Below are 16,159 nucleotides of genomic sequence, written 5' to 3'. Positions count from 1 at the left end.
TTTCCTTAGTCTTGGCCCGGTGCTTCGGGGTGTTCTTGATGGACAGGCGTGATCCCTGCGGTACGGATGGGGCCGTCGCGCAGACCCAGTTTCGGGCTGGCGGGCGGCTTGCTCATCATCCGCAGGATGTAGATCGTACCGGCGCCAAAGACGGCAAAGTAGACCACAATGAAGGCAATCAGCGAAGCCGCAACTGCAGGCGCGTCCACAGGCGCAAGGCTGTCCGATGTCCGAAGGAGGCCGTACACGGTGAAGGGCTGACGCCCGACCTCGGTGGTGATCCAGCCGGCCAGAACCGCCACAAATCCCATGGGCCCCATCAAAAGGCTGGCGCGGTGCAGCCATGGTTGGTCATACAGGGTGCCACGGTAGCGCGCGAACAGGCTCCAGATCCCCAGACCCAACATCGCAAAGCCCAAGGCGACCATCACACGAAAGCTGAAGAACACGATGGCCACCGGGGGTTCATCCTCGTCGGGAATGGTGTCCAGCCCGTCCAGCGGTGCGTTCAGATCGTGTTTCAGGATCAGGGAGCTGAGCTTGGGTACCTCGATGGCATAATCGACGCGCTTTTCCTCTTGGTTGGGGATGCCGAACAGGATCAGCGGTGCGCCTTCGGGGTGACTGTCAAAATGGCCCTCCATCGCCATGACCTTGGCGGGCTGGTGTTCCAGCGTGTTGATCCCGTGCATGTCACCCGCAAAAATCTGCAAAGGCGTGACAAGCGCGAGCATCCACATGGCCATGGAAAACATGGTGCGTGCCTCGCGGTCGGCGCGGTCGCGCAGCAGGTGCCATGCGCCCACGGCGCCCACGACCAGAGCCGTCGTCAGGAAGGCGGCAAGCACCATATGCACCAGACGGTAGGGGAAGGACGGGTTGAACACGATGGCCCACCAGTCTTCTGGCACAAACTGACCGTTTTCGGCGATGGAAAACCCTGCGGGCGTTTGCATCCAGCTGTTCACGCTCAAGATCCACGTGGCCGACATCAAGGTGCCAAAGGCCACCATAGCGGTCGCAAACATATGAAGCCTGTCTCCCACACGGCTGCGTCCGAACAACATGATCCCCAAGAAACCTGCCTCAAGGAAGAAGGCTGACAGCACCTCATAGGCCATCAAGGGGCCGACCACGGGACCGGCCTTGTCCGAGAACACGGACCAATTGGTGCCGAATTGATAGGACATGACAATGCCCGACACGACGCCCATGCCAAAGGCCACGGCGAAGATCTTTTTCCAGTAATTGAAGAGCTTCAGATAACTTTCATCGCGCGTTCTGAGGTAAAGACCGTTCAGGACCGCCAGATAACTGGCCAATCCGATAGAAAACGCCGGAAAGATGATATGAAACGACACGGTAAAGGCAAATTGCACCCGCGCCAGTGTTTCTGCGGAAAAGCTTTCTAACACCATATGCTCACCCCGTGACCTGTTTGCGTCGCGTTAACACATAGGCGGTTGCGGCCTGCCTTCCATATCAAACGGGTGGCCTGCGCGGCTTTGTCTCGGACCGCGCGCGCTGCGCGTCTTTCCGCAGCCCAGTGTCGCCCGCAACGGTTGGGGGCTTGGCCCGACGACGACGGGCCGCTAGAACGGTGCTCCCGCAGTTCAGGAGAGCCACATTGGACCAGACAGCAGAGCGTATCGCCCGCACCATTGCCACAGAAATCGCGGCCAGTTCCAAGCAGGTCGTATCGGCAATCGAGCTGCTCGACGGCGGCGCGACTGTGCCCTTCATCGCGCGCTACCGCAAAGAGGTGACCGGCGGGTTGGACGACACGCAATTGCGGACCTTGGGGGATCGCCTGACCTACCTGCGCGAGATGGAGGCCCGCCGCGCCACCATTCTCGACACAATCAAAGGGCAGGGCAAACTGAGCGACGATCTGGCCCGACAGATCATGCAGGCCGACACCAAGGCTGCGCTCGAGGACATCTACCTGCCGTATAAGCCGAAACGCCGCACCAAGGCGATGATCGCGCGTGAAAACGGCTTGGCCCCGTTGCTTGACCAGATCCTTGCGCAGCGCGGCAAAGAACCGGCGGCGCTGGCTGAGGCGTTCATTGGCGAGGCGGTGCCCACCCCCCGTGATGCGCTAAACGGCGCGCGTGATATTCTGGCAGAAGGTCTGACAGAGAATGCGCAGCTGTTGGGGGCTTTGCGGGATTTCATGATGCGCGAGGCGCGGATCTCCGCCAAAGTCGTTGAGGGCAAAGAGCAGGCCGGGGCGAAATTTTCGGACTATTTCGACCATAGCGAGGCCTGGGCCACCATTCCGTCCCACCGTGCGCTGGCCATTCTGCGTGCCGCCAAGGAAGAGATAGTGACCATTGAAATCGCGCCGGACCCTGACACGGGCCAACAGCGCGCTGTCGATATGGTCGCCGCCGCAATCGGTGTGCCGGGCCAAGGACCGGGAGACACCTGGCTGCGCGAGGCCGCGGCCTGGACATGGCGGGTGAAACTGTCGCTTTCGATGTATGTGGATCTTCTGTCAGAGCTGCGCCGCCGCGCCCATGAGGAGGCGATTAACGTCTTTGCCCGTAACCTGAAGGATCTATTGCTGGCCGCTCCCGCAGGGAACAAGGCCACCCTCGGATTGGACCCGGGCATTCGCACAGGGGTCAAGGCGGCCGTGGTCGATGCGACCGGCAAGCTGCTGGAAACCGCGACCTTGTATCCGTTCCAGCCCAAAATGGACCTGCGCGGGGCGCAAGCCAAAATCGTCGAGATGGTCGCCCGCCATAAGGTGCAGCTGATCGCCATCGGCAACGGAACCGCCTCGCGAGAAACCGAGCGGATGGTGGCCGACACGCTGAAACTGTTGCAAGGCGACAAGCCCACAAAGGTCGTGGTGTCAGAGGCAGGGGCGTCGGTCTATTCCGCGTCCGAGCTGGCCGCGCGAGAGTTTCCTGATCTCGATGTGTCCTTGCGTGGGGCGGTGTCGATTGCGCGGCGTCTGCAGGACCCGCTGGCCGAACTGGTTAAAATCACCCCCGAATCCATCGGCGTCGGCCAATATCAGCATGATGTGGACCAACGTCGTCTGGCGCAGGCCTTGGCCGGTGTGGTCGAGGATGCGGTGAACGCCGTGGGCGTTGATCTGAACATGGCCTCTGCGCCTTTGCTGGCCCATGTGGCGGGCCTGTCAGAACGGTTGGCCGAAGCGGTGGTCGCCTACCGTGACACCTATGGGGCCTTTGCCACCCGCAAGGCGCTGCTCAAGGTGCCGGGCCTTGGCCCCAAGGCCTATGAGCAATGCGCGGGCTTCCTGCGGATCCGCGACGGCAAGGAGCCGCTCGATGCCTCTTCCGTGCACCCCGAAGCCTATGATGTGGCGCGCCGTATCGTGCAGGCCTGCGGGCGCGACATCCGCGACATCATGGGCCAGCCGGAGGCGCTTAAAGGCGTGCGGGCAGAGCAATTCGTCGATGACAGTTTTGGCCTGCCCACCGTGCGCGATATTTTGGGCGAGCTTGAGAAGCCGGGCCGTGACCCGCGCCCCTCGTTCAAAACAGCAAGCTTTGCGGACGGGGTCGAGGATATCAAGGATCTCAAACCCGGTATGGTACTGGAAGGGACCGTGACAAATGTCGCGGCCTTCGGGGCCTTTGTCGACATTGGCGTGCATCAGGACGGTCTGGTCCACGTCAGCCAGTTGGCGGACCGCTTTGTTAAGGATCCTCATGAGGTGGTTAAGGCGGGCGATGTCGTTAAGGTCACGGTGACAGAGGTGGATGTGCCCCGCAAACGGATCGGTCTGACCATGCGCAAGGATGGCGGTGCCTCGGCCAAGGCCGAGCGGGGCGCGCGGGATACCGGTCCACGTGGCAAGCCCGAGCGGCGCGGTCCCGCGCCGAAAGCTCCGCGTGGCGGCGGCAACAAACCGGCGCAAGGGGGCACCGGCGCGTTGGGCGATGCGTTGATGGCCGCAATGAAAAAACGCTGACATCTACGACTTTGGTCGAATCAATGGGGCGCGTTCCGGTGGGGGCGCGCCCTTTTTTCATGTCTCGCGAACGGCGTCATGCGGGACCCGAGGTATGATGCGCCGCATCGCCGCCATATTGCGGGCAGGTGGGCGTCAGATTGGGGCCGCACCGCATCATACCTTGGTATGACGTGTGTCATCTCCTTGGGGGACAGGGGTTTTTTCAACCCTATGGCCGATAGAGCAGGGGGCGTTTGTCGGGGCATTGTCGATCTTGTTCGCCGGGGGTGAGAGCCCGGCAAGAGAGAGCAAACAGAAACGACCCACCGTGGTCAGCCCACCTTACGAGAGAGACAGACACATGAACTCCATCATCACACATATGAACGCCCTCAAATCCACCACCAAAGGCTTCTGGAAAGACGAAAGCGGCGCGACCGCCATTGAATACGGTCTGTTCGCAGCCCTCGTTGGTGCCGTGATCGTCGGCAGCGTCGCGATCCTTGGTACCGAGACAAACACCGGTTTCACAACGCTGATCGAGGCGATCCAAGGTGAAGAGACTCCGGGCTAATCCAGTCCAGCATAACCCAAACGGGCGCGCCGCAACTTCGGCGCGCCCTCCGTTCTTACCGATTTGCCAGATGGACGCGTTATGTTCCTGAACAAAGTTCCCACAGACACCTCTGTTCCCGTTTTTTGCGCCTATGTGTGCACCGATCAGGGCGCCGCTTTGGCGCGCGATGTATTGGGCGCGCTAGGGGTGGCGGATAGCGCTCTTCGCGGCGGTGGTCTCAGCGGCGCGGCCCGCGTCAGTGGGGACACCCCCGTGGCCATGCGCCTGTTGGCTGAGCTGGGAAATCTGCCACTGGATCAGGCCTGCGAAGCTGTGGCCGACATCCGCGCCAGCGGGGCCGAGGTCATCGTTCTGGGCCAGCTCGACGATCTGCGCACCGCGCGCGCCCTGCGCCGAGCCGGGGCGCTGGATTATTTCGATTACGGTAGTTTGCCCGAGGATATCGCAGACTTATGCCGCTTTACGCCCGATACCGTGCGGGAAACGACCCCCGAACCGGTGGCCTCGGTTTCTGCGCCGGTGACTTCGCCGGTTGTCGGCGTGATCGGCTGTAGCGGTGGTGCGGGGGCGAGCCTTCTGGCGCGCAACTTTGCTTTTGCGGCGAGTAAAACCCACCGCGCGGCCTTGGTGGATGCGGATCTGCGCTTTGGCACACAGGCGCTGGATCTCGATTGCCCCACAACGCCCGGCTTGGCCGAGGCGCTGTCCGCGCCCGAACGCGTAGACCAGACGTTTCTGAAGGCGACGATGCACAGCCTGAACGATGGCCTGTCGCTCTATGCCCATCCGCATGGCGCGACGGAGCCGTCGATTGCCACAATGCCGCGTCTTCTGCCCAAACTGCGCGAGAACTTTGAAGCCGTGGTGGTGGATCTGCCCCGCGAGGCGATCCTTACGCAGCCCGATATTGCCCGCGCGCTGGACGTGGTGATCCTTGTGTTGCCGGCGGGCTATGGCGGGATCAACGTGGCCTCGCGGCTGATCCCGCGCTTGATGCAAGCTGCACCGGATCTGCGTATCCTGCCTGTGCTGTCAGAACTGCGCAAGGATGCAGGGCTGTCGCATAAAGAGATCGCGCAGGCATTGTTGGTTGATATTGCGGGCGTGCTGCCCCGTTGTGATGGCGCGGCTCTTGCTGCGCATCGCGCCGGACGCAGCATTATCGACATGCAGCGGCGCGGCGCGTACGCGCGGTCGGTTCATGCGCTTTGGAAACGCGTGAACGGCCAGGTCGCCCCACGCAACGGCTTGCTGAAGCGGGTGTTCTCATGACGCTTCATGTGGCGCAACCGTCCTTGCAGGCAGCGGTTGGCGACGTTTTACGCGTGGCCCGTCGCCTTGATGGCTCTGGTCTGGACATTCGCGAACAGGCCAACACAGCGATCTCGCTGTGGCTGGACCGGATGGACACGCCTTGGCCGATGGCGTTTCAACGGCAGGTTTTGTCCGAGGTTGTGACCTCTCTGGGTCAGACCAATCGCCCAGAGGAACCCAAGCCTGTCACCGTGACGCCCCCCGCGCCGCAGCCCGTCGCGGCGAAACCAGAACCCGCGCCCGCACCCACCGTTGAGGCCGGAGCGGATCTGATGGGGCTGTCGCGTGATATCATCGCCTCCCTGTCCGAGGATATGGATTTCGCGGAATTGGCTGGCATGCCTCGGGCGCGGCAGGAACGGGCGATCCGAGACGTCATCCACGCCCTAAGCCAGCAGCAAAAGCTGCATATCAACGGCCGTGAGGTCGCAGCCCTCGTTGATACCGTTCTGGCGGATATGATGGGCCTTGGCCCGCTAGAGGCGCTTTTGGCCGATGACACTGTGACCGATATCATGGTGAACGGGGCCAATGATGTCTGGATCGAACGCGGCGGCAAACTGTGCCGCGCGCCCGCGCGGTTTCGGGACAACGCCCATGTTCTGGCCGTGGCCAGCCGGATTGTGGGCGCCGTCGGTCGGCGGATCGACGAAAGCCAACCTCTTGTCGATGCACGCCTGAAAGACGGCAGCCGTGTCAACGTGGCAGTGCCCCCGCTGGCAATCGACGGCCCGTCGATCACCATTCGTAAATTCCCGGCAGAGCCCGTTAAGCTTGATCGTCTGGTCGAGGGCCAAAGCATGAGCGCGCAGATGGCCGCGCTTTTGGGGCTAGCGGCCTATCTGCGGCTCAATATCCTGATTTCCGGCGGCACGGGGTCGGGCAAGACCACCTTGATGAACGCCATGTCCCAGTTCATCCCAGAAGGCGAGCGGATCGTCACTATCGAAGACGCCGCCGAGTTGCGGTTCCAGCAGGGCCATGTGGTGCGGTTCGAGACGCGCCCGCCCAATGTCGAAGGCACCGGCGAAATCACCATGCGCACGCTGGTGAAAAACGCGCTGCGGATGCGGCCTGACCGGATCGTCATCGGCGAAATTCGCGGCGACGAGGTGCTGGATCTCTTGCAGGCGATGAACACCGGCCATGACGGGTCGATGTCGACCCTGCACGCCAACACCCCGCGCGAGGCCTTGGTCCGCGTCGAAAGCATGGCGGCGCTGGCAGGGTTCGACCCCTCCACGGGCATCGTGCGGCGGCAGCTGGCAGAGGCGGTACATCTGGTGGTTCAGGTGCAGCGGATGCGTGATGGCAAGCGGCGTGTAACCTCGATTTCCGAAATTGCGGGGCTTCAGGGGGATGCGGTGACCTTGCAGGAATTGTTCCGCTTCCGCACCGATCCCGACAGCCCCCGGACGGAGGTGCGTGGGCGTTTTGAATGCACCGGCTACCGGCCGAAATTTGCACAGCGTGCGGCGGAATACGGTGTCTCGCATGATCTCGACGCGATCTTGCAGGGCTAGGCCATGTCATTGATCGTGTTGTTTTTTGTGATGGGGTTTTTGGCAACGCTGGCTTTGGCGGTCTGGGCGTTGGTTCTGGCGGACAAGCAACGGCGCGCCCGTCTGGCGCGGATTGCGCGCGCGGTTGGTCGCGATATGTCCGCCGCCGCGCTGGAGGACGCGCCCGAGACAGATCATCCCAAGCGGGACAAGCAACGGCTGCTGGCACGGCTGGAACGTCAGTTCGCGCTGGCGGGGCGAGAGTTCGCACCGCAGCGCGTGATGGGGGGCTTTTCGTTGGCGGTTCTGGCTAGCTACGGTGGCTTTCTACTGCTCGGTGTCAATCCTGTGCTGGGGGCGCTCAGTGCGCTGATCCTGCCTGCGTTTGCGGGATATGTGATGCTTGCCAGGGCGCGGCGTTCCTACCAGACGTTGTTTACCGCCGCGCTGCCCGAAGCTTTGGACATTTTCGCGCGCGGATTGCGGGCGGGGCGTCCCGTCGCCGACAGCCTGTCCATCGTGGTCGACAACAGCGAAGGGGCGGTGCGCCGCGAATTTCTGCGCTGCCGTGACGAGATGCGCCTTGGCACCGGTCTGGCGGAAACCCTTGCGCGGCTGAACACGCGTATGAACACGCCCGAGGTCAGCTTTTTCGCCGTGGCCACCGCGCTTCAGTCCGAGACGGGGGGCAATCTGATCGAAACCATGGACAACCTCGCCGATCAGCTGCGCGATCGCCGCAAGCTGAAACGTAAAGCGCGGGCGCTGACGTCCGAGGCGCGCGCCAGTGCGGTGATCCTTGCGGCGCTGCCCTTCGCGGTGGGCATGATCCTTGTGGCGATCAACGCATCTTATCTTGCGCCGCTCTGGACCGATCCGCGCGGGCAAAAAATGGCGCTGTTTGGGGTGTTCAGCATTTCTGCGGGCATTGCGCTGATGTTGCGAATGGGGAAGCTCGATGTCTGAGGTCATGACAGTAGGCTGGACGCTGGCCCTCGGGATCGGGTTGACCCTGATCTTGTTGTCCGGCGCGTTGTTCGTCGATGCGGAGCGCGCCCGTGGGCGCCGGATGCAGCGTCTGGCGCGCGCCACGGGGCAGGGCGGTGCCATGCTGCCCGCGCAAGCCGAGGATGAAGACACCCCGACACAGCGCGCCTGGGCCCGTGGTTTGCGGATGGCGGGCGAACGCATGGCGGTGATCCTTGGCGGCGAGGCGCGCGAGACCGCCGCAGAGCTGGCCACCGCAGGGTTTCGCGGACGCGATGCCTTGCTTGTTTACGCCTTTGCCAAATCCGTGCTGCCGGTGCTGACCTTGGGGATCGGCGCGCTTTATGTCCATGGCTCAGTGGAGTTCGGCCTGCCGATGCTCTTGCCTGTGGCCGGTGTGATCGGGGCGGCGCTGGCGCTGTCCAAGGGGGTAGACGGCTATGTCGGCCACGTGCGCAAGACGCGGCTGGCCCGCATCCGCCGTGGCTTCCCCGATTTGCTGGAGCTTTTGGTCATCACCTCGGAGGCAGGATTGGGGCCGCAACCGGCCCTGCACCGCGTCGCGCGCGAGATGCGCACCACCCATCGCGAACTGGCCGAAGAGGTTTTGCAAATGGTGTCGGAGATGGCCATGACCAACGACCGTAGGCAGGCCTATGCGCGGCTGACAGCCCGTGTGCCCCTGCCGGAGGTCGGCGTGTTCACGCAGGCGCTGGATCAGTCCGACACCTACGGGACGCCCTTTTCGCGCGCCATGCGCACCCTGATTTCCGAGACACGCAACAGCCGCCTGATCCGGGTCGAAGAACAAGCAGCGCGTCTGCCCGTTCTGATGACCCTGCCGCTGATCATGTGCATCATGCCCGCGGTGTTCATCGTGCTGGTGGGGCCTGCGGGGCTGAGCGTGCTCGACAATATTATGAGCGGAGGCTGACATGGTTCGGTCATGGGTCACACACACGCGCCGGTTCTGGCGTGGAACGGACGGGGCAGTAGCCGTGGAATTCGCGTTGATTGCGCCTTTGCTGATCACGCTGTTGTTCGGCACGATGGTGGCAGGCTACTACATCGGCGTCAGCCATTCGGTGCACCAACTGGCCTCCGGTGCGGCACGGGCCTCTGTCGCGGGGCTCGACAGTACAGAGCGTGAAGCCTTGGCGCAGGCCTATCTGGACGCCGCAAGCAGCCGCTATCCGTTACTGGTGGCCGAGGCTCTGACGCCCGCGATCTCTGTCACCAGTGGCAGCGCGGCCAGCATGACCGTTGATCTGAGCTATGCCATTGAAGGGTCGGTTCTGGAGATCGCAAACGGCTTTCTTAAGCTGGGGATCACCGATATCGAGGGGTCCGCCTATGTCGGGTATTAAGCATGCGCTGCGCCGGTTTGCCGGTGACGAGACCGGCCATGTGGCGGTCATCGTCGGGTTGATGCTGACGGTGCTGATGGGGTTTGTCGCGCTTGGTGTTGATACGGCGATGTTATATCGTACAAAGTCGCGCTTGCAGTCGGTGGCGGACCTGTCTGCCATGACGGCCCTGCGCGACACCGATGCGGCGCAGGACCGCGCCTTGGCTGCAGTGGACGGCAATGGCATGGCGTCGGGGACTTTGGACCTTGTGGAAACCGGGCGCTATCTGCGCAACCCTGCGCTTGCCCCAGAAGACCGGTTTGTCGCGTTAGACGCGGATGCGGCCGGGGTGAACGCGGTGCGGGTTGCACTCGGGAGCACGACACCGCTGCATTTCGCAAAAGTCATAACGGACCGCGACAGCGTGGCGCTGTCTGCGTCAGCGATTGCTGCGCGGTCGGGGGCTGCGAGCTTTGCGCTCGACAGTCATATCCTGCGGCTTGATGCGTTGGTGCTGGAAGATCTGTTAACGACCGGTCTGGGTGTTAACATCGGGCTGTCAGTCGGGGACGAGACGCTGCTGGCCCAGACGGATTTTTCAGCCGCCGCACTGATGGCGGCGCTCTCGGATGTCAGCGGGTTCGACGCCCGCAATCCCGCAGAGATCCTTGACCAAGCGGTGACATTGGCGGAGCTGGGCGCGGCAGTGCAGGGATTGGTGGATGCGGACACCGGCGCGTTGCTGGACCCGTTGCTGGGCTCCACGCGCGAGATCGACGTGGCCGCCGTCGTCGGTGGCATGGACACGTCGCTGGGCCTCTCGGTGACAGAGGCCGCAGCGGACATCGATCTGTCTGCGCTTGATGTGTTGGCTGGCGCTGCGCAAACCGGTCTGGCGGGACAAAGCCTTGGTCTGGATCTGGGCGTCTCGGTGCCGGGAGTTCTGGGCACCACCGTGGCGCTTTCGGCAGGGGAGCCGCCGGTGTCCTCTGGCTGGATCGCCCTTGGGGAAGAGGGTGTGACCCTGCGCCACGCGGCCACGCGTCTGGACGTAGATGTGGATATGGACGCGTCATTGCTGGGCGTTCTGGGGGTTGGCGTCACCGCGCTGAACCTTTCGGTGCCTCTGACGGTCGAACTGGCCGGCGCACAGGCGACGCTGAGCGCGCTGACCTGTGACGCCGACGGGGAAGATACGGTCATGGCGGGCTTCATCACGGGACCCACGCCGCTGCACCCCAACAATGGCACCTCGGTCGCGGCGCTGTATCTGGGTGAGCCGGTGGGACAGGCCGGCGATATAGATCCCGCCGCGCTGGATTACGCCGACCTGCTGGAACTGGAATTGCGGGTGCCGCTGCTGCTGTTGCCGGATCTGGTGGTGCCCTTAACGGTGCAGGCGCGCTCCAGCGTGCAGGTGGGCCAGTCCGAGGTGGAAACCCTGACCTTCACCCAAGGTGACATCGCCAGCGGCGACACGACAAAAACCTTTGGGTCTGAGCAGTTGCTCAGCACAGCGGTGTCATCGCTGCTGGGGGAGAATCTGGAGATACGGGTGAAACCGGGGCAGACGGGTCTGGTGACCGGCACTGTTTCGGCCTTGGTGGCGACGGTGCTGGCGATCCTGCCGGACCGGCTGTTGTCCGGCCTGCTGCTGCCGGTGGACGGTGTGCTGGATGCAGTTCTGGCCGGAACAGGGCTGCACCTCGGGGAGGGGGCGCTGACCCTGACCGGCCATCATTGTGAGCTGGTGCGTCTGGTGCAGTAGGCTGTGGGCGATCAGCCCGACATGGCCAATGTGTTCTGGCTGTCGTCGGTGGGCTTCAACCGTCCCACAAGCGGCAGAATGTTCGACGTGGCACGTTTGGCTTGGCTGTTCTGCGCGTTGCGCGTGGCGGTGACGACCTCGTCGGTGACAAAGGCGATCAACTGATAGCGCGATTCCAGACCGGATTTGGCATAGATGCGGGTGAGCTGTGATTTCACCGTGGCCAGCGCGCAGCCCCGCATGTCTGCGATTTCGTTGTTGGAAAAACCCTTGGCCACAAAAATGGCGACATCCGCTTCGGCACGGCTCAGCCCCCAGTTCTGCGCGTATTCCGCGATCACGCTTTCTTTGGCAATGGGGGTGTCGGTTAGCGCGGTTGCTTTGCGCAGGCGCTTGGCCTTTGCCCCGTGGCGCAAAACGATCTGCCAAACGGCCAGCCCGGCAAGGCCGGTTAGTGCATTAAACGCCAAAAACAGTGCTGTAACGACCGTGGCAGAGGCATCCGGCACGGCGATTGCGACGAACAATGCGGTCTTCAGGGCGGCGATGACTGCAACGGCTGCAGCGGTGATGATCCAGAAACGTGCCACGGGGCGATCCTCGTTAGAAGTTTTGATGCTTCTTAAGAAACAGTTAATTTGTGGCATGAATTGGTAAACAATGGCGCTATTGCGTGCCCAATACAGATATTTGCGCATTGCATATATATTGACAGGTCAACGGACTGCGGGCGGGGCGCTTAACCCAGCATTTTCACGCCGCGATCAAGGCCCGACAGTGTCATAGGCACCATGCGGTCCTCGAATATCTCGCGGATCATGTGGATGCTTTGGGTAAACTGCCAATGCTGTTCGGGCACGGGATTGATCCAGAGGTGATCCGGCCACTGTGCGCGCGCACGTTCCAGCCATAGTTGTCCGGCCTCAGTATTGTAGTGTTCATTCGCGCCGCCGGGATAGGCGATCTCATAGGGGGACATCGATGCATCGCCGACGAATATGCATTTGTAATCAGGCCCGTAGGTGTTCAGCACATCCCATGTCGCGGTCTGTGCATCCCAGCGGCGGGCGTTGTCCTTCCACACGCCTTCATACAGGCAGTTGTGAAAGTAGAAATGTTCGAGATGTTTGAATTCGGCCCGCGCTGCCGAAAACAGCTCTTCGACGACTTTGATATGGGGGTCCATGCTGCCGCCGATGTCAAAGAACAGTAGAACCTTAACCGCATTGTGCCGCTCGGGGCGCGTTTTTACGTCAAGATAGCCGTTGTGCGCGGTGGCGCGGATTGTGCCGTCGAGATCGAGCTCTTCATGCGCACCGTCGCGCGCCCAACGACGCAGGCGTTTTAGCGCGACCTTGATGTTGCGGGTGCTAAGTTCGACACTGTCGTCGAGATTGCGAAATTCGCGTTTGTCCCAGACCTTCACAGCCCGCTGGTGGCGGGATTTGTCCTGACCGATCCGAACACCTTCGGGGTTGTAGCCATAGGCCCCGAAAGGCGAGGTGCCCGCCGTGCCGATCCATTTGTTGCCACCCTGATGACGCCCCTTTTGCTCGGCAAGCCGCTCTTTGAGGGTCTCCATCAGCTTGTCAAAGCCGCCCAAGGCCTCGATCTCGGCCTTTTCCGCATCACTTAGGTGCTTTTCTGCCATCTTGCGCAGCCAGTCGTCGGGCAAGTCGATGGCGTTCATCACGGCATCGGCCGGAATGTCCTCGAGCCCTTTGAAGCTATGGGCAAAGGCGCGATCAAAGCGGTCAAGGTGACGCTCGTCCTTAACCATGGCGCTGCGGGCGAGAAAGTAGAAAGCCTCGATATCATAGGTCGCAAGCCCGGCCTGCATGCCTTCGAGGAAGGTCAGGAACTCCCGAAGGGAGACGGGCACACCGGCGCGGCGCAGCGTATCGAAGAACGGAATGAACATGCGCCAGTGGTAGCGCGAAGGGCAGGGGCGGGGCAATGCCCCGCGCCCGCCATGGGCGTCACGTCATCGCAAAGCGGTGAATGATGATCGTCGCGATCAATCCCACCAATGCAAACGCGATGCAGTAGATTGTGACATACTGCAGAATGTCGAGCACATTGCCCTTGCGGCGGTATGCGGTCAGCCCGCCGATGATGGCGCCTGCCAGCGCCGCAAAAATCACGATCATAGCGCGCCTGATCTCCCTTTGGCCGGGTTAAGCGAACCGACCTCGCGCAGCTTTGCACGCACGGCCCAATCCGCGCCGAACCCGTATCGCGCCCACCCAAGGGAGTCCACCCGAACGCTGCGTGCCTCTGTCGGGCGACCGGCCAGATCAAGCGCCTCGGCCCGTAGCATCATCAAGGTCGCCAGCAGGGCCGCGTTCTCGTGCCGCGCTGCGGTGTCCAGATGGGGCTGCAACAGGTACAACGCATCATCCGCACGCCCCGAACTGATGGCATAGGCCGCAAGTTGCGAGGCAACATAGGCACGGTGCAGGGCCGTGTCCTGACGGGTGCCAAAGTATTGTTGTGACAGAACAAAATGATCTTGAGCGGCAGCGGGGTCGACCGATTGCAGCAACCGGCCCATGGCGTAATGCGAAAACGCGCGGCGGTGATCGGTCCAGCCCATGGCGCTGGCGGTTTTCAGCGCGTTGGTGGCCGCCTGACGGCGTTGCGCAGGGTTGGCACCGGGGCCAAGCGCGGTCTGAATGGCATCAATCCAGACCCTTGGTGTCTTGGCCAGCCGTTGGGGGCGCGACCCTTGGCCACGGGGGTTGATGCGGGCGAAGATCGCCGGAAGACGGTCGGCCACCTGCGTGCGCGTCATGCCGGTGCGGATCGACGGATCGTAGTAGGCCCGCAGGATCATCATGTCATATCCGGTCAGAACCGTATGCACGTTGTCATCGTTAAAGACGCTGTCGGGCAAACGGTACAGATCGTTTAGGGGGCCAAGCGCTTGTGCGAGCTCTTCGTGCAGACAATCGCGCACCTCCTGCGGGGCGGCGTCTGACGGCAGGAAAATCGCCAGCCGTTCGCGCTTTTGCAGCTGCGACCATGCGGTCTGTTTGGTGCGCCGCGCTTTCTTGTATTCCGCAATTGAGGACACATTCGGCACCACGAAACAGGCAGCCGACGGCAAGGCGTCACGAATCTGCGCACGGCTGACAGCCTGAACGGTGATATTGGCATTCGCCGCATTGGTCATGGAGATCTGGATGCCCGCTTCGGTGCGCAGCCGGTGCAGCAGCCGGTTCAGGTCAGGTGCCAGCGAAGCGGGAGGCTGCCCTGTCAGGCGGACGGAGACCGGACCCTCGAAACGGGTGAAGATCGGCAGGGGACGTCCGGATTCCAACTGGAAGGCCAGATCAAGGAAATCCCGCGCCATATCCGTATTCGACGCCACGGGCGCATTGGGACGCGGCGCGGTAAAGCTTTTCATCGGTGGCAGCGAAGACGAGGTCTCTATCGCAGAGGCCGCGCGGGTCGCGGTTTCATTCGAAGGCGCCACCGGCATACAGGCGCCCAGCAACAGATACAGGGGGAGGACGAAACGACGGGCTTTGCTGCGCATCAGGCGGACCTCTGGTACTTGATAAACGGGGTCAACGCGCCAACGCGGTCATACAGACGGCGGGCCACGTCGTTGAACTCCTGAGTGGTCCAGTAGACTTGCGGCGCGCCGTGGTGATCGGCTGCGTCATAGACCGCCTCGATCAGGGCACGCCCCACACCCGTCCCACGCACGGCCGGGTCAGCGTATAGATCCTGCAAGTAGCAGACATCTTCGATTTTCCAGTTGTGGCGGTGGAACATATAGTGGGCAAGGCCAACGACGCGCCCGTCAACCTCGGCCACGAGGGCGCTGAAGTCACGCGGATCATCGCCAAGCAACCGCTCGAACGTAGAGGCATAGACAGCCTCGGAGACGGTGCTTTCGTAGAAGGCCAGATAGGCTTTCCAAAGCTTTCGCCACGACATTTCATCGTCGGCACGCAGGGCGCGCACGACCAGGGTCTTTTTGTGGGACACTTATAAGCCTGCCTGCTCTTGGTTACTCGGATATTCTTTGTATCCGAAGTGATTTTGTCCTCTGTTGGGACAGTATACGGCAAAAGCTGGGTTTGTGCACAGAACCTACAGGAGGGCGCGATAATTTTGCTCCAGAAGTCATTTTTCTGTAATTTACATTACTTAACAATGGGTTAATATGTGCATGCGTGCAACATAGACAGAAGTGGAATCTGGTAGTTGCGCACAATCGCCAGCGGAACTGGGGCGCAATCTTGCATCGCGCAGGTGATATTATATCCGTTTGAATAGGGTGGTGGGGCCGATTTTAGACGGCCCCGACATGAGCTGTTATTTGCAGGGATCATGCCCCCAATTCATAAGTGAATACCGCCAGTCAGAGTTGGCCATATCGTCGTCAGGGCCGCCTTGTGCCAAATGGCGTTTGATATAGCCGGTGACCTTGCCCATCTGTTCCCACTGCGCATCGGACAGATCGCTTTTGTGGGTCTGTTTGATCTTAACGATCTTACGGCCGGATTTATGTCCCGTGGATTCCCCGCCATCGCTGTCGCCGACAGATTGGCTTTCATCGGTGTCTAGCCAGTTCTCCAGCTCCTTGGGGGTCAGGTTCACCAGATCCTGCCATTCATCCCAGATTTGATCGCGGGATTTGCTCATTTTGCTGCTCCTTACGTACAGGGTTTGTGCGTTTCACGATCACAACCAAAGGGCGTGCCAGCCGGT

Annotated in this window: 15 protein-coding genes; 8 read left to right on the top strand and 7 right to left on the bottom strand. The window is 61.9% G+C overall.

Annotated elements, in window-relative coordinates; genetic code table 11:
- Nucleotides 1-5: 5 nt before the first annotated feature.
- A complete protein-coding gene (locus tag ACN5AZ_RS03235; RefSeq protein ID WP_419427400.1) occupies nucleotides 6-1,418 on the bottom strand; it encodes a cytochrome ubiquinol oxidase subunit I in 1,413 nt (470 codons plus the stop codon).
- 209 nt (nucleotides 1,419-1,627) lie between these two features.
- On the opposite strand from ACN5AZ_RS03235, the gene ACN5AZ_RS03230 reads away from it, so the two are divergent.
- From ACN5AZ_RS03230 to ACN5AZ_RS03195, 8 genes are all read left to right on the top strand, one after another.
- Nucleotides 1,628-3,955 carry a Tex family protein gene (locus tag ACN5AZ_RS03230; RefSeq protein WP_419427399.1) on the top strand — a complete coding sequence of 776 codons (2,328 nt, stop codon included), beginning with the start codon at nucleotides 1,628-1,630 and terminating at the stop codon, nucleotides 3,953-3,955.
- Between the two features lie 343 nt (nucleotides 3,956-4,298).
- Nucleotides 4,299-4,511: a Flp family type IVb pilin gene (locus ACN5AZ_RS03225; protein WP_419427398.1), complete on the top strand. Its 213-nt coding sequence runs from the start codon at nucleotides 4,299-4,301 to the stop codon at nucleotides 4,509-4,511.
- Nucleotides 4,512-4,592: 81 nt separating this feature from the next.
- On the top strand, nucleotides 4,593-5,786 hold the full coding sequence (locus ACN5AZ_RS03220) for an AAA family ATPase (RefSeq protein ID WP_419427397.1): 1,194 nt from the start codon (nucleotides 4,593-4,595) through the stop codon (nucleotides 5,784-5,786).
- Entirely contained in the window at nucleotides 5,783-7,351 is a 1,569-nt protein-coding gene (locus tag ACN5AZ_RS03215) for a CpaF family protein (RefSeq protein ID WP_419427396.1), read from the top strand. The genes ACN5AZ_RS03220 and ACN5AZ_RS03215 overlap by 4 nt, the downstream gene beginning before the upstream one ends.
- A gap of 3 nt (nucleotides 7,352-7,354) precedes the next feature.
- Nucleotides 7,355-8,296, top strand: a complete 942-nt coding sequence (locus ACN5AZ_RS03210; protein ID WP_419427395.1) for a type II secretion system F family protein — start codon at nucleotides 7,355-7,357, stop codon at nucleotides 8,294-8,296.
- Nucleotides 8,289-9,251 carry a type II secretion system F family protein gene (locus ACN5AZ_RS03205; RefSeq protein WP_419427394.1) on the top strand — a complete coding sequence of 321 codons (963 nt, stop codon included), beginning with the start codon at nucleotides 8,289-8,291 and terminating at the stop codon, nucleotides 9,249-9,251. The genes ACN5AZ_RS03210 and ACN5AZ_RS03205 overlap by 8 nt, the downstream gene beginning before the upstream one ends.
- Nucleotide 9,252: 1 nt before the next feature.
- Nucleotides 9,253-9,684 (top strand): TadE/TadG family type IV pilus assembly protein, encoded by a 432-nt coding sequence (locus ACN5AZ_RS03200; protein WP_419427393.1) that lies wholly within the window; start codon nucleotides 9,253-9,255, stop codon nucleotides 9,682-9,684.
- Complete coding sequence (locus ACN5AZ_RS03195; protein WP_419427392.1) at nucleotides 9,671-11,434, top strand: TadG family pilus assembly protein; 1,764 nt, start codon at nucleotides 9,671-9,673, stop codon at nucleotides 11,432-11,434. The genes ACN5AZ_RS03200 and ACN5AZ_RS03195 overlap by 14 nt, the downstream gene beginning before the upstream one ends.
- 11 nt (nucleotides 11,435-11,445) lie before the next feature.
- Here the strand turns inward: ACN5AZ_RS03195 and ACN5AZ_RS03190 are convergent, their stop codons facing one another.
- From ACN5AZ_RS03190 to ACN5AZ_RS03165, 6 genes are all read right to left on the bottom strand, one after another.
- Nucleotides 11,446-12,024, bottom strand: a complete 579-nt coding sequence (locus tag ACN5AZ_RS03190; RefSeq protein WP_419427391.1) for a helix-turn-helix transcriptional regulator — start codon at nucleotides 12,022-12,024, stop codon at nucleotides 11,446-11,448.
- Nucleotides 12,025-12,173: 149 nt separating this feature from the next.
- Nucleotides 12,174-13,355 carry a vWA domain-containing protein gene (locus ACN5AZ_RS03185; RefSeq protein WP_419427390.1) on the bottom strand — a complete coding sequence of 394 codons (1,182 nt, stop codon included), beginning with the start codon at nucleotides 13,353-13,355 and terminating at the stop codon, nucleotides 12,174-12,176.
- Between the two features lie 58 nt (nucleotides 13,356-13,413).
- A complete protein-coding gene (locus tag ACN5AZ_RS03180) occupies nucleotides 13,414-13,584 on the bottom strand; it encodes an apolipoprotein acyltransferase (protein ID WP_419427389.1) in 171 nt (56 codons plus the stop codon).
- Nucleotides 13,581-14,975 carry a DUF2927 domain-containing protein gene (locus ACN5AZ_RS03175; RefSeq protein WP_419427388.1) on the bottom strand — a complete coding sequence of 465 codons (1,395 nt, stop codon included), beginning with the start codon at nucleotides 14,973-14,975 and terminating at the stop codon, nucleotides 13,581-13,583. The genes ACN5AZ_RS03180 and ACN5AZ_RS03175 overlap by 4 nt, the downstream gene beginning before the upstream one ends.
- A complete protein-coding gene (locus ACN5AZ_RS03170; protein ID WP_419427468.1) occupies nucleotides 14,975-15,382 on the bottom strand; it encodes an N-acetyltransferase family protein in 408 nt (135 codons plus the stop codon). The genes ACN5AZ_RS03175 and ACN5AZ_RS03170 overlap by 1 nt, the downstream gene beginning before the upstream one ends.
- Before the next feature lie 381 nt (nucleotides 15,383-15,763).
- Nucleotides 15,764-16,093 carry a DUF3140 domain-containing protein gene (locus ACN5AZ_RS03165; RefSeq protein WP_419427387.1) on the bottom strand — a complete coding sequence of 110 codons (330 nt, stop codon included), beginning with the start codon at nucleotides 16,091-16,093 and terminating at the stop codon, nucleotides 15,764-15,766.
- Nucleotides 16,094-16,159: the final 66 nt, after the last annotated feature.

The organism is Sagittula sp. SSi028 (genome assembly GCF_048553715.1).
Classification (GTDB): Bacteria; Pseudomonadota; Alphaproteobacteria; order Rhodobacterales; family Rhodobacteraceae; genus Sagittula.
This window is presented reverse-complemented; position numbering and strand designations above follow the sequence as displayed.